Below are 12,853 nucleotides of genomic sequence, written 5' to 3' on the forward strand. Positions count from 1 at the left end.
CCGGCACCGACGCCGACAATCGAAGGACTCCGACCGTGGCCTCACCCGTATCGACGCCGATGCGACCCGTCGCTCTCACCCGCGCCCGACCCCGCTTCCGCTGGAAGGACACCCGCGACGGCGCCCTCATGGCCGCCCCGGCGGTCCTCGGACTGATCGCCTTCGTCGCCGTCCCGTTCGTCGCGGCGATCGTGCTCTCGCTCTACAACGTCCAGGTCGACCAGTCCCGCCCCGCGAAGTTCTGGGGGCTCACCAACTACATCCGGCTCTTCACTGATCCGGTGATCTCGGGGGCGTTCCTGCGCTCGCTGGTCAACAACCTCGTCTTCGCGATCGTCGTGATCCCGGTGCAGACCGGCCTGGCGCTGCTGCTGGCCGTGCTGCTGAACCGCAAGCTCGCCGGCGTGCGCTTCTTCCGCACCTTCTTCTTCATGCCGGTCGTCTTCCCGATGGCCCTCGTCGCGGTCGTCTGGCGGCTCATCCTCGATCGCAGCAGCGACGGGCTGCTGAACTCCTCCGTCACCTTCCTCACCGGCGGGCTCGTCCCGGCGCACGACTGGCTCGGCTCGTCGGCGACCGCGCTCGGCTCGGTGATCCTGCTCTCGATCTGGCAGGGCGTCGGCTTCCAGATGGTGATCCTGCTCGCCGCACTGCAGGAGATCCCAGAGGAGCGCTACGAGGCGGCCCGGCTCGACCGCGCGAACGGCTGGCAGCAGTTCGTCCACATCACGGTCCCGGGCATCCGCAACACGCTGATCTTCGTCACGCTGCTGACGACGATCCTGGCGTTCCGCGTCTACGACCAGGTCTTCATTCTGATCCGCACCGCCGGCGCCAACGAGGAGGGCACCCAGACCCTGCTCTACAACGCGACCCAGGCGATCTACAGCGAGAGCAACCTCGGGCGGGCGTCCGCCATCTCGGTGGTCCTCTTCATGATCATCGTCGTCATCACCCTGATCCAGCGTCGGGTCCTCCGCCAAGGGAGCGAGAGTTGAGCACAGCATCGGGGCATCGCACCGCCCGTACCGCGCGCACGGCGCGCACCGTCCGCGACTACGTCGTGATGATCGCCGCCGCGGCACTCATGTTCGCGCCGATCTACTACCTCCTGATCGGCAGCCTCAAGCCGTCGGCGGAGGTGCTCGACGGCTTCGCCGGCTTCCTGCCGACGAACCTCTCCTTCGACAACTACGCCAGCGTCTTCACGGCGCTGAGCTCGGATGCGACCGGCCACTTCTGGCAGTTCTTCGCCAACTCGTTCGTGATCTCGCTCGTGATCGTCGTGGCGGGGCTCGTCGTCAACTCTCTGGCCGGCTACGCCTTCGCCCGGCTGGAGTGGGTGGGCCGCGACAAGGTGTTCCTGCTGATCGTGCTGCTCGTCATCGTGCCGTTCGAGTCGGTCGCGATCCCGCTGATGTCCCTGCTGCAGGGGCAGCGCGACACGCTCCTCGTGCAGATGATCCCGTTCATCGCCAACGCGTTCTCGGTCTTCCTCTTCTACACGTTCTTCCTCAACGTGCCCAAGAGCATGGAGGAGGCGGCCCGGCTCGACGGCCTCGGCGCCTGGGGGACCTTCGTGCGCGTCGTCGTCCCGAACTCGCGCCCGGTCTTCGCGACCGTCGCGATCCTGACCTTCCTCTCCTCCTGGGGCCAGTACCTCTGGCCCTCGCTGGTCACCTCGGATCCGGCCGCCCGGCCGCTGCCCCTCGAGATGAGCGTGTTCTCGGCGCAGGTCCCGCCCGACTGGGGGCAGACGTTCGCCTTCGGCACGCTGCTGGTGCTGCCGGTGCTGATCGTGTTCCTGATCTTCCAGCGCTACTTCGTGCAGTCGGTCGCCGGCTCGGCCGTGAAGGGCTGACCCGCTCGCCTCGACGTCGTCGATAGTGAGTACACTCAGAAATGAGTGCGCTCGCCACATCCGGTCGGGCCGCCGATCGTCTCCAGGAGTCCCCGTGCGCGCGTTCGTGATCGACAGGTACAAGCAGCCCCTGCACGAGACCGACGTCCCCGAGCCGGTCGTCGGTCCGCGCGACGTCCTCGTGAGGGTGGCGGCCGCGGGGCTGAACCAGCTCGACGAGAAGATCCGCCTCGGCGAGTTCACGGCGATCCTCCCGTACAAGACGCCGCTCGTCCTCGGCCACGACGTCGCCGGGACCGTCCTGCGCGTCGGGTCGGCGGTCAGCGGCTTCGCCGTCGGCGACACGGTCTACGCCCGCCCCCGCGACCACCGCATCGGGACCTTCGCCGAGCGCATCGCGATCGACGAGGCCGACGTGGCCCTGGCCCCGTCCTCGATCGGTCTCACCGAGGCGGCCTCGCTCCCGCTGGTGGCGCTGACCGCCTGGCAGGCGCTCGTCGTGAAGGGGAAGGTCGGCCCCGGATCGAAGGTCCTCATCCATGCCGGCTCCGGCGGAGTCGGCACCGTCGCGATCCAGCTGGCCAAGCACCTCGGCGCCTTCGTCGCGACCACCGCGTCGGCGGCCCAGTCCGGCTTCCTCCACGACCTCGGCGCCGACCTGGTCATCGACTACCGCAGCCGGGACTTCGGGAAGGAGGTCTCCGGCTACGACGTCGTCCTCGACAGCCTCGGCGGCGAGAACCTCGCGAAGTCGCTGCGCGTGCTGGCTCCGGGAGGCCGGGCCGTGGGCATCTCCGGCCCGCCCGACCCCGCCTTCGCGAAGAAGAAGGGGCTGAACCCCGTCCTCCGCGTCGCGATCGCCGCCCTCAGCCTCGGGGTCCGCCGCCGCGCCCGCTCGCTGGGCGTCCACTACGAGTTCCTCTTCATGGAGTCGAGCGGCGAGCAGCTGACCCGCATCGCCGAGCTCGTCGACGCCGGCGCGATCCGCCCGGTCGTCGGTGCCACCTTCCCCTTCCACGAGACGCCCGCCGCACTCGCCTCCCTCGGAGCCTCCCGCGCCCGCGGCAAGACCGTCGTCCTCGGTCTCTGACACTCCTCCCGCCTACCCTCCCCTGAAGGAGCAGACACCATGAGCACCGCCGATCCCGTCATCACCTCGTACGCGCTCGCCCCCGCGAAGAGCGTCACCACGCAGGGCAAGACCTTCGCCTACCGCGAGCTGGGTCCGGAGGAGGGCGTCCCCGTCGTCTTCTTCGGGCACCTCGCCGCGAATCTCGACAACTGGGACCCGCGCATCGTCGACGCGATCGCGGCGCGGCGGCACGTGATCGCCTTCGACCAGCAGGGCGTCGGAGCCTCCGGAGGCACGGTGCCGGGCACGATCGAGGAGGCCGCCGACGACGCGTACCTCTTCCTCCGGGGCCTCGGTCTCGAGAAGATCGACGTCTTCTCGTTCTCGATGGGCGGGATGATCGCGCAGGACCTCGTCGTGAAGCACCCCGAGCTCGTCCGCAGGCTCGTGCTCACCGGCACCGGGCCCCGCGGCGGGAAGGACATGGACAAGGTGGTCGGGGTCACCTACTTCGACCTCGTCCGCTCCGTCCTCACCCGCTCGGACATCAAGGAGTTCCTCTTCTTCGAGCGCGACGCCGCCGGCAGGAAGGCCGCGAAGCAGTTCGTCGGCCGCCTGAAGGAGCGCACCATCGACCGCGACGACGCGGTCAGCACCAAGGCCTTCACGACCCAGCTGAAGGCGATCCAGCGCTTCGGCCGCTCCGCGCCGTCGGACCTGTCCGTCATCACGCAGCCGACCCTGATCGCCAACGGCGACCACGACCGCATGGTGCCGTCGGTCCTGTCCGAGGATCTGCACCGCCGGATCGCGGGGTCCGAACTGATCAGGTACCCGAACTCGGGGCACGGCGGGATCTTCCAGTACTGGGAGGAGTTCGCCCCCGTCGCGGCGGAGTTCCTGCGGCCCTGATCAGCGGCCGAGGTGGCGGTCGGGCCGGGTTGGCGGTCGGGCCGGGCTGTCGGTCAGGCCGGCAGGACCGCAGCGAGCTGAGCGCGGATCGCGGGGAGGATCGCCGCGACGTCGGGCTCGTCGCTCGCCGCGAGGGTGACGAAGACGACCGCGGAGACGACGCCGGCCACTGTCGCCGCCGCCTGGACGCCGCCGCGCTCGAGGATCCCGGCGATCGCCTCCTCGCTCCGCCCGACGATCGAGCGCGCCTCGGCGTGGTGCGGCTCCGCCGGGTCGCCGAAGACCATCTCGCGGAGGTAGACCCGGCCGTTGCCGACGTGGGCGCGGTTGCAGGCGACGATCGGCGCGACCAGCGCGAGGACGGCGTCGAGCACGGTGGTGGCGTCCGCGGCGGCGGTCCGCCCGCGCTCGAGGGCCTCGGCGTAGTGCGCGTTCTGCACGAGCAGGAGCAGCTCGCTCTTCGTCTTCGCGTAGAGGAAGAGGGTGCCGGTGCCGATGTCGGCGCGCTCGGCGATCTGCTGCGTGGTGACCTCGTCGACCCCGTGCTCGGCGAACAGCTCGCTCGCGGCCGCGGTGATGCGCTCCAGCTTGGCGAGCTTGTTCCGCTCGCGGCGCCCGGGCACCGCGGAGGGCAGTGCAGTCGACATCGGACCTCCCGGAGCTGAAGAACCGAGTGTACTCAGTTCTGCTGCGGCCTCGAGAGGTCGCGTGCCGCGGCTGCTCGACCAGCAGGGGAAGCCGCGTGCCGCGGCTGCTCGACCTGATCGGGCGGCGGGCGCCTCTGCAAGGGGGCCGCGCGCTCATGCTGATCGAGTAGGCCGCGGAGCGGCCGTATCGAGCGGAGGGGGCGCCTTCGGCGCCAGCGCAGGGCGGGGAAGAGACCGAGGTCGTTGGGGTGGGAGGGTCTCGATACGCCCCTACGGGGCTACTCGACCAGCATGTGCGCAGGCGTCTCTTCCAAGTAGATCCACCCGCGCTCGAAGAGAAGTCTGCAGGCCTGCCCTGCTGGTAACGGTGGGTCTCGATACGCCGCGTGCCGCGGCTACTCGACCAGCATGGGGGCCGCGCAGCGGGAGTATCGAGCGGAGGGGGCGCCTTCGGCGCCAGCGCAGGGCGGGGAAGAGACCGACGTCCTTGGGGTGGGAGGGTCTCGATACGCCCCTTCGGGCCTACTCGACCAGCATGACGGGGCACAGCCGCGTCCTTCTCCTCACCACCGAGACGCGAAGCGGCTTTGCCGCTCGATATGCCGCGTGCCGCGGCTGCTCGATCGGCAGCGCTCCTCGAGTGGACCCGGGACGGGGCCCAGCGAAGGCGCAGCGCCCGTTGCGCGTCCACTCGCGCGAGTCGGGGACGGCGAGTGGACGCGGACGGGGGTCCGCCTGATGCTCGAGGCCCACCGCGAGTCGATCGGAGGACTCCTGCTGATCGAGTAGGCCGCGGAGCGGCCGTATCGAGACCCACCTCGGTCGGAAGGGGAGTCCGCAGACCCGCCCCGCTGACGACGGCGGGTCTCGATACGCCCCTGCGGGGCTACTCGACCACCATGACGCGGCGCAGCCGTGTCCTCTCCCTCATCACCGAGACGCGGAGCGGCTTCGCCGCTCGAGACGCTGCGCCGCGGCTGATCCACCAGCGTGAGGGGGCCGTATGCGGCGGACGTCAGGCCAGGGTGAGCGTGGTCACCCGGCTGGTCAGCGGGTGCTCCGCGGGCAGGACGAGCAGCTCCTCGGCGCCGGTCAGCCCGTCGCCGCGCGGGACGGTCGACCGGAACGACGGACGGCGCTGCTCCAGCTCGCCGACGAAGGCGCGGGTGATCGCGTCGGACTGGAACAGCCCTCCGATCGCGCAGACCGCCGGCGCGCTGTCCGTGTCGGCCCCCACGCGAGCGAGGCCAGCGGCCACTGCGAGGGCGAGCTCGGCGGCCCCGCGCCGGCAGATCTCCGCCGCCACCGCGTCGCCGTCCGCTTCGGCGTCGGTCACCCAGCGCGAGAACGAGGCCGTCCGCCGGATGTGTCCCGGATCGGCCTGGAGCTGGAGGTAGGCGTCCTCGACGTCGCCGAACTCCTCGCGGACGCGGTCGAGGAGGACGGTCGCCGGGCCGCGGCCGTCGTAGGAGCGCAGCGCGGCCGTCAGCGCCGCCCGCCCGAACCAGTAGCCGCTGCCGGCGTCGCCCATGATGTTGCCCCAGCCGTCGACCCGGGCGACGGAGCTCGCGCCGACCGCGAGGGTGACCACTCCGGTCCCGGCGGCGACGACCGCGCCCTGCTCGGCGCCGAGCGCCCCGAGGTAGGACGTCACGGAGTCGTGCGCGATCGAGACCGAGCGGACGCCCAGGTGCGACAGCGCGTGCAGATCGCGGAGGTCCTCCGTGCCGGCGAAGCCCGTCGCGCCGACGGCGACCGCATCGAGCGCTCCGACGTCGGCATGGACTCGGCGCACGACGTCGGCGAGCTGCGCCGCCACCGGGAGATCGGTGCGGATCCCCCGGTGACGGCTGAGGTCGAGCTCGATCCGCGGCCGCTCGGAGCCGCGCACCACGATCGCGCGCACCCCGCTCTGGCCGGCGTCGAGCGCGAGCCGCTGCATCACGACGCTCCTCCTGTCCTCGATCAGCGGGCGAAGCGGAGCGTCACGACCTGGAACGGCCGGAGGCCCAGGGTGACGGACGCGTCGCCCTGCTCGAAGGACCGGGCGCGCGGCATGTCGTCGCGCAGCGGCCGCTCGAGCAGGTCGACCTCGGTGACGGCCGAGAAGCCGAACGCTGTGGTCAGTGTCGCGCTCGAGCGGCTGCCCGCCGCCTCGTAGAGGCGCACGACGACGTCGCCCGAGCGGTCGTCGGCGAGCTTGACGCTCTCGATGTGCGCGGTCCCGCCGTCGAGGGCGACCAGCGACCAGGCCTGCGCGGTCGACTCGCCGTCGGCCGCGAGGCGCAGCGGCAGGTTCTGCTCGTAGCCGGAGACCACGACGTCCTCGATGCTCGCGCCGGGGTGCAGCGCGTAGTCGAAGCGGTGGTGGCCGAGGTCCTGCTCCGGGTCGGGAGAGCGGGCCGCGCGCACCAGACTGATGCGCACCTCCGTCTCGACCTCGCCCGTGACGCCGACGGTGCGGGTGATGTCGTGGCCGTAGCTGCCGGCATTGGTGAGGCCGACGCCGTAGCCGGGCTCCTCGACGTGCACCCAGCGGTGCGCCATGACCTCGAAGCGCGCGTCGTCCCACGAGGTGTTGGTGTGCGTGGGGCGGCGGACGTGCCCGTACTGGATCTCGGCGCTGTGGTGCTGCGCGTGCACGACCAGCGGGAAGGTCACCTTGAGCATCTTCTCGACCTCGGCCCAGTCGACCTCGGTGCGCAGGTGCACCCGCGGGTCGTCGGCGACGACCGAGACGAACTGCTCGACGCGCGAGGCTCCAAAGCTGCGGACGATGCGCACCGTGGCGCGGAGCGGCCCGGACTCGACGAGCTCGATCGACTCGGTCTCGACGAGGTCGGTGCGGCTGTGCCGGTAGTGCGCGTCGATGTCCCAGGCGTCCCACGCGTTCGGGAGGTCCTCGTGCAGCTGGAGGAGGTTGGCGGCGCGGCCCTCGGGCACGAGCTCGCGGTCGGCGACGAGGTCGCGGATCGAGGTGAGCAGTCCGCGCTCGTCGATCACGACGTCGACGAGGCCGTTCGTGAGGCGCGTCGCCGAGCTCTCGACGGGGTGGACGGGCTCCACCGCGACCAGCGGCGCGATGCCGCTGCCGGGCACCCGGACGAGGGCGCGAGCGGTGCCGTCAGCGGATTCGACGAGCCCGGTGCGCTCGTGGTCGGCCGTGTTCAGGACCGCGCCGGCGGGGGCGACGAGGGCGACCGCCGCCGTGATGAGGGCGTCGAGCTCCGCGGCGTTCGCGGCGTACTCCGCCTCGTTCTCCTGGTGCACCCAGGCGATCGAGGAGCCGGGCAGGATGTCGTGGAACTGCTGCAGGAGGGTCGCCTGCCACAGCCGGTCGAGCGCCGCGTAGGGGTACTCGGCCCCGGCCTGCACGGCCGCGGCGGCCCACCACAGCTCGGCCTCGCGGAGGCGGTGCTCAGCGACGCGGTTGCCGCGCTTCTCGCGGGCGTGCGAGGTGAAGGTGCCGCGGTGCAGCTCGAGGTAGAGCTCGCCGACCCAGACGGGGGCGTCGGGGTACTCGGCCTGCGCGCGGGCGAAGAACTCGTCGGGGTGCTCGATCACGACCTTGGGCGAGCCCTCGAGCGACTCGACGCGGCGCTGGCGCTCCATCATCTCGCGGATGGGTCCGCCGCCGCCGTCGCCGTAGCCGAACGGGACGAGCGAGGTGGTCGCGCGGCCCTTCTCGCGGAACTGGCGCACCGCGTGGTGCAGCTCCTCGCCCTCGAGGGTCGCGTTGTAGGTGTCGATCGGCGGGAAGTGGGTGAAGATCCGGGAGCCGTCGATGCCCTCCCACCAGAAGGTGTGGTGCGGGAAGGTGTTGGTCTGGTTCCAGGACAGCTTCTGCGTGAGGAACCACTCGAGGCCGGCGAGGAGCGCGATCTGCGGGAACGCGGCGGTGTAGCCGAAGGAGTCGGGCAGCCAGACGCCCTTCGTCTCGACGTCGAGCTCGTCGTGGAAGAAGCGCATGCCCTGGGTGATCTGGCGCACCATCGCCTCGCCGCCGGGCAGGTTGCCGTCGGGCTCGACCCACTGCGAGCCGACCGGGATCCAGGTGCCGTCGGCGATCGCCGCCTTGATCCCCTCCCAGACGCTCGGGTAGCGCTCCTTGACCCACGCGTACTGCTGGGCCGAGGAGCAGGCGAAGCGGAGCTCGGGGTAGTCCTTCGCGAGCTCGAGGACGTTCGAGAAGGTGCGGCCGGTCTTGCGCTTGGTCTCGCGGATCGGCCAGAGCCAGGCGCTGTCGATGTGCGCGTGGCCGATGCCGCTGAGCACGTGGGCGGAGGGGTTCGCGGGGCTCGCGAGCACCTCGGCGAGCTCGGCGCGCGCGGCCGCGGCGGTGCCGACGATGTCGTCCAGGCGCAGCACGTCGAGCGAGCGCTCGAGCGCACGGAGGATCTCGTGGCGGCGCGGATCGGTTTCGGCCAGCTCCTTCACCAGCTGGTAGAGCACCTCGATGTCGAAGCGCAGCGCCCAGACCTCGGGCTCGAAGACCGCGAGCTGCGCGGTGCGGAAGCGGTAGATCGGCGTCTGCGGCGCGGTCCTCTTGTCGCCGAAGGCCGTCGGGACGAACTCGTTCACCAGGATGTCCGGGTTCGCCGCCGCTTCGACGAAGAAGTGCACGGGCTCGCCGCCCACCGCGTCCTCGGCGATCCGCACGTACATGTTGCGCGGGTGGATGCCCTTGACGGGGACGCCGTCGGGCGTGAAGACCTGGCACTCCGCCTGGTTGCCGGGCCAGTCGCCCTGGAAGCCCGGGTCGAGCACGAGCTCGACGGTGCGGCCCGCCCACTCGGCGGGGACCTCTCCGGTGACCTCGAACCACCAGGTCGACCAGGCGCGCCCCCACGGTTGCTCGAGCTCGAAGGGCGTGTACTCGGCGGCGAGAGCCTCGGCGGCGGGGACGGGCTCGTCGGGGACGGTCCACGAGCGCAGCGACACGGGGGTCGTCGCGGAGTAGACGGCGGGGACGATGCGCTCGGTCAGGACGCGGGCGATGCGCTCCTCGACGAGCTTCTGGTTCTGGTGCACGACGGATTCCTCGGGATCGTTTCGGGGAGGGTGTGGGGGGAGGGGCTGCTCAGCGCAGGTACGCGAGCTCGCCGAAGGTCGCGGTCGCGTCCTCGAGCAGGGCCCGCGCGATGCCGACGGAGTCGATCAGCGGGTGGTGGGCGAGGGCCCGGACGGCCGCCGCGCGCGAGCCGCTGAGCGCGGCCTCGATGGTCTGCCGCTCGACGTACTTGACGCTCGTGACGAGCCCGCGGCCGAAGTCGGGGATGCTCGACCCGGGCACGGGGTGCGCGCCCGTCGCGTCGACGATGCACGGCACCTCGACGACGGCCTCGTCGTCGAGCAAATCGAGCACGCCGCGGTTGGGCACGTTGAGGATCAGCCGGGCGCTCTGGTCGTGCGCGATGCCGCGCATCAGGGCGATGGCGACGTCCTCGTAGCCGCCCGACACCAGGTCGTCCTCGTCGCGCTCGCCCATGCCGACGGACTGCCGGTTCGAGGCCATGTAGGTCTGCTCGCGGTCGTGCCGGCAGGCCTCCCAGAGCGCGAGCGGGCTGTGGGCGGAGTGCGCGGCCTCGGCGTAGAAGCGCCCCTGCTGCTCCACCAGGTAGCCGCCGCGCGAGCGCGGGGCGAGCTGGTCGGCGTGCAGGACCTCGCGGGTGAAGGAGTAGTAGTGCAGGTACTCGTTGGGCAGCACTCCGAGGGTCCGGATCCAGTCCGCCCCGAAGAGGCGGCCCTCCTCGAACGACTCGAGGCGCTCGGGCTGCTCGAGCAGCTCCGGGAGGCGGTCGACGCCGTCGACGACCAGGCTGCGGACCCAGCCGAGGTGGTTCAGCCCCGCGTACTCGATCCGGGCCTCAGCCGACTGCACGCCGAGGGCGCCCAGCGCGCGCCGGGCGAGCCCGATCGGCGAGTCGCAGATCCCGATGACCCGGTCGCCGAGCACCTGCGACATCGCCTCGGTGACCACACCCGCCGGGTTGGTGAAGTTGATGACCCAGGCCTCCGGGGCCAGCCGCTTGATCGTCTCGGCCAGGCGCATCACCACGGGCAATGTGCGCAGCGCGTAGGAGATGCCGCCGTAGCCGACCGTCTCCTGGCCGATCACGCCGTGCGAGAGCCCGATGCGCTCGTCGCTCCAGCGGCCGGTCATCCCGCCGACGCGGATGGCCGAGAAGACGAAGTCGGCGCCGGGCAGCGCCTCCTCGAGGTCGGTGTGGATCGACACGACCGGGGCGTCCGCGTGCGGCGCGCTCTGCTCGGCGAGGATCCGCGCCGTGACCTCGAGCTTCGAGCGGTCGGTGTCGACCAGCGCGACCGAGGTGACCCGGCCGGGCTCGTGGTCGCGCACCAGGGCGGAGAAGACGAGGGGGACGCGGAAGCCGCCTCCGCCGAGTAGGACCAGTTTCATGCGACGGTGACCTCCACACCCTGGGCGGCGAGGGCGGCGGCGGTCGTCGCCGGCGGCACCTCGTCCGTGATGACGCCGGTCAGGGAGGAGACGGGCGCGATGCGCGCGATTCCCAGACCGGGGAACTTGCTGGAATCGGCCAGCACCGTCGCCCGGTCGCAGGCGTCCATCATCGCCCGCTTGATCGGGACCTGGGCGATCGTGGTGTCGCGCAGGTCGCCGTTGTCGGCGATGCCGCTCACTCCGAGGAGCGCGTGGTCGGCGTGCACCGAGCGCAGGCACTCGGTCGTCAGGTGGCCGGAGACCGAGCGGTAGACCGGGTCGTAGTCGCCCGGGAGGAGGATGAGGTGGACCTCGCGGTCGTCGCGCAGGGTCTCGTAGACGGCCAGGCTCGGCGTGATGATCGTCACCCTGCGGTGGTGCAGCATCCGCGCCACCTGGAGCGTGGTCGTGCCGATGTCGAGGATGAGCGACTGCCCGTCCTCCACTCCCGCCACCACGTGCGCCGCGATCCGCTCCTTCGCGTCGCGGTTGACGGGCTCGACGTCCGCGAACGGCGCGTCGGCGTCGAGCACGACGGCGCCGCCGTGGGTGCGGCGGAGCAGCCCCGCCTCGTCGAGCCGCTGCAGGTCGCGGCGCATCGTGGCGATGCTCGTCTTCGCGGCGTCCGCGAGCTCGGCGACCGACGCGGCTCGAGCGGCGCGGAGGTGGTCGAGGATGGCGAGATCTCTGGTGTCCTTCATCGCCACGACCCTAGCGCTCAAAATCGCTCAATCGCAAATGTTTTCCAAGCAGAAGTCTTCATTTACCGATCATGCCGTGCTAGAAACTCCTCACACCGTCGTGCACTGTCGCGGCCTGCCTCGCACACCGCGTCGCAGGATCCGCACCATCGAGAGGATTCCGGATGATCGACAGCCGTCCTGAGACCGGTCTTCTGACCGTGGGCCAGCTGTTCCTCGATCTCGTCTACGCGGCGCTGCCCGAGGCGCCCACTCCCGGCCGGGAGATCTGGACGCCCGACTTCGGCATCACTCCCGGCGGCATCGCGAACTTCGCGATCGTCGGAGCGCGGCTCGGGTTCCCGACTCGCGTCGTCGCCGCGGTGGGGACGGACCGGCAGAGCGCCCTGTGCCTCGACCTGCTCGCCGCGGAGGGCATCGACCTCGGCGGCGCCGTGGAGGTCGACGGCTGGTCGCTTCCCGTGACGGCGTCGCTCGGTTGGGCGGGCGATCGAGCGCTGGTGACCGGCGGGACACCCGCTCCGCTGACCGCCGACGAGCTGCTCTCCGCCGGACCGCCCCGCGCGGCGCTCGCGACTGCGCACCTCGAGCCCGGCGGCTCGCGCTGGCTCTCCGTCGCCTCCACGGCCGGTACCCGCGTCTTCGGCGACGTCGGCTGGGACGAGAGTGGCGTCTGGGACACCGCGATCCTCGCCCAGCTCTCCGACTGCTACGCCTTCCTTCCCAACGATCTCGAGGCGATGGCCTACACCCGTGCCGACGATGCGCGAGCGGCCGCGTGCTCGCTGGCCGAGCGGGTCGAGCTGAGCGTGGTGACGATGGGCGCCGAGGGCGTGATCGCCGTCGACTCCGGCGCCGGCGAGGAGGTCGTCCGCCCCACCGTGCGGATCCGTGCGGTCGACTCCACCGGGGCGGGCGACGTCTTCGGCGCCGCCCTCGCCGTCGCGACGACGGCCCCGTGGTCGCTCGCCGAGCGGGTCGACTTCGCCTGCCTGGTCGCTGCCGTCACCGTCTCCCGCCCCGGCGGAGCCTCCGCCGCACCCCGGCTCGACGAGCTCCTGCCCTGGCTCGCCGTCCACCCGGACGCCGCGGCACCCGGCCGCTACGACTTCCTGCGCGACGCACTCGCGCAGGGGAAGCCCCACCCCTTCACCCCCACGCTCGCCGCCCTGCCGACCCCCCACGATTGAGAGCCAG

Annotated in this window: 10 protein-coding genes; 5 read left to right on the top strand and 5 right to left on the bottom strand. The window is 71.5% G+C overall.

Annotation, left to right across the window (positions count from 1 at the left end; genetic code table 11):
* Nucleotides 1–35 precede the first annotated feature (35 nt).
* The 4 genes from EDF36_RS07895 (at nt 36) to EDF36_RS07910 (ending at nt 3,845) form a co-directional block, all read left to right on the top strand.
* Nucleotides 36–998, top strand: a complete 963-nt coding sequence (locus EDF36_RS07895; protein WP_260300590.1) for a carbohydrate ABC transporter permease — start codon at nt 36–38, stop codon at nt 996–998.
* Nucleotides 995–1,861: a carbohydrate ABC transporter permease gene (locus tag EDF36_RS07900; RefSeq protein WP_260300591.1), complete on the top strand. Its 867-nt coding sequence runs from the start codon at nt 995–997 to the stop codon at nt 1,859–1,861. Before EDF36_RS07895 ends, EDF36_RS07900 begins: the two co-directional genes overlap by 4 nt.
* Nucleotides 1,862–1,955: 94 nt before the next feature.
* Nucleotides 1,956–2,951 carry an NADP-dependent oxidoreductase gene (locus tag EDF36_RS07905; RefSeq protein WP_123732583.1) on the top strand — a complete coding sequence of 332 codons (996 nt, stop codon included), beginning with the start codon at nt 1,956–1,958 and terminating at the stop codon, nt 2,949–2,951.
* 39 nt (nt 2,952–2,990) lie between these two features.
* Nucleotides 2,991–3,845 (top strand): alpha/beta fold hydrolase, encoded by an 855-nt coding sequence (locus EDF36_RS07910; RefSeq protein WP_123732584.1) that lies wholly within the window; start codon nt 2,991–2,993, stop codon nt 3,843–3,845.
* A gap of 53 nt (nt 3,846–3,898) precedes the next feature.
* On the opposite strand, the gene EDF36_RS07915 is transcribed toward EDF36_RS07910, so the two are convergent.
* The 5 genes from EDF36_RS07915 to EDF36_RS07935 form a co-directional block, all read right to left on the bottom strand.
* Nucleotides 3,899–4,492, bottom strand: coding sequence for a TetR/AcrR family transcriptional regulator (locus EDF36_RS07915; protein ID WP_123732585.1), 594 nt, complete (start codon nt 4,490–4,492; stop codon nt 3,899–3,901).
* Between the two features lie 1,015 nt (nt 4,493–5,507).
* Nucleotides 5,508–6,434 (bottom strand): N-acetylglucosamine kinase, encoded by a 927-nt coding sequence (locus EDF36_RS07920; RefSeq protein WP_123706415.1) that lies wholly within the window; start codon nt 6,432–6,434, stop codon nt 5,508–5,510.
* A gap of 23 nt (nt 6,435–6,457) precedes the next feature.
* Nucleotides 6,458–9,523 carry a glycoside hydrolase family 38 C-terminal domain-containing protein gene (locus EDF36_RS07925; RefSeq protein ID WP_123732586.1) on the bottom strand — a complete coding sequence of 1,022 codons (3,066 nt, stop codon included), beginning with the start codon at nt 9,521–9,523 and terminating at the stop codon, nt 6,458–6,460.
* Between the two features lie 49 nt (nt 9,524–9,572).
* Entirely contained in the window at nt 9,573–10,913 is a 1,341-nt protein-coding gene (locus EDF36_RS07930; RefSeq protein ID WP_123706417.1) for a 6-phospho-beta-glucosidase, read from the bottom strand.
* The gene (locus EDF36_RS07935) at nt 10,910–11,656 is read right to left on the bottom strand and encodes a DeoR/GlpR family DNA-binding transcription regulator (RefSeq protein WP_123706522.1); all 747 of its coding nucleotides are present in this window, start codon (nt 11,654–11,656) and stop codon (nt 10,910–10,912) included. Before EDF36_RS07935 ends, EDF36_RS07930 begins: the two co-directional genes overlap by 4 nt.
* 164 nt (nt 11,657–11,820) lie before the next feature.
* Between EDF36_RS07935 and EDF36_RS07940 the strand changes: the two genes are divergently transcribed.
* Nucleotides 11,821–12,846, top strand: coding sequence for a carbohydrate kinase family protein (locus EDF36_RS07940; protein WP_123706418.1), 1,026 nt, complete (start codon nt 11,821–11,823; stop codon nt 12,844–12,846).
* The last annotated feature ends 7 nt before the right edge of the window (nt 12,847–12,853 follow it).

This window comes from Rathayibacter sp. PhB152, assembly GCF_003751395.1.
GTDB classification, from domain to species: Bacteria; Actinomycetota; Actinomycetes; order Actinomycetales; family Microbacteriaceae; genus Rathayibacter; species Rathayibacter festucae.

What these genes read in the sequence shown, in the direction of transcription:
- EDF36_RS07920 (WP_123706415.1), bottom strand. Translation starts at nt 6,434, where the DNA reads ATGCAGCGGCTCGCGCTCGACGCCGGCCAGAGCGGGGTGCGCGCGATC.
- EDF36_RS07930 (WP_123706417.1), bottom strand. Translation starts at nt 10,913, where the DNA reads ATGAAACTGGTCCTACTCGGCGGAGGCGGCTTCCGCGTCCCCCTCGTC.
- EDF36_RS07935 (WP_123706522.1), bottom strand. Translation starts at nt 11,656, where the DNA reads ATGAAGGACACCAGAGATCTCGCCATCCTCGACCACCTCCGCGCCGCT.
- EDF36_RS07940 (WP_123706418.1), top strand. Translation starts at nt 11,821, where the DNA reads ATGATCGACAGCCGTCCTGAGACCGGTCTTCTGACCGTGGGCCAGCTG.
- EDF36_RS07915 (WP_123732585.1), bottom strand. Translation starts at nt 4,492, where the DNA reads ATGTCGACTGCACTGCCCTCCGCGGTGCCCGGGCGCCGCGAGCGGAAC.
- EDF36_RS07910 (WP_123732584.1), top strand. Translation starts at nt 2,991, where the DNA reads ATGAGCACCGCCGATCCCGTCATCACCTCGTACGCGCTCGCCCCCGCG.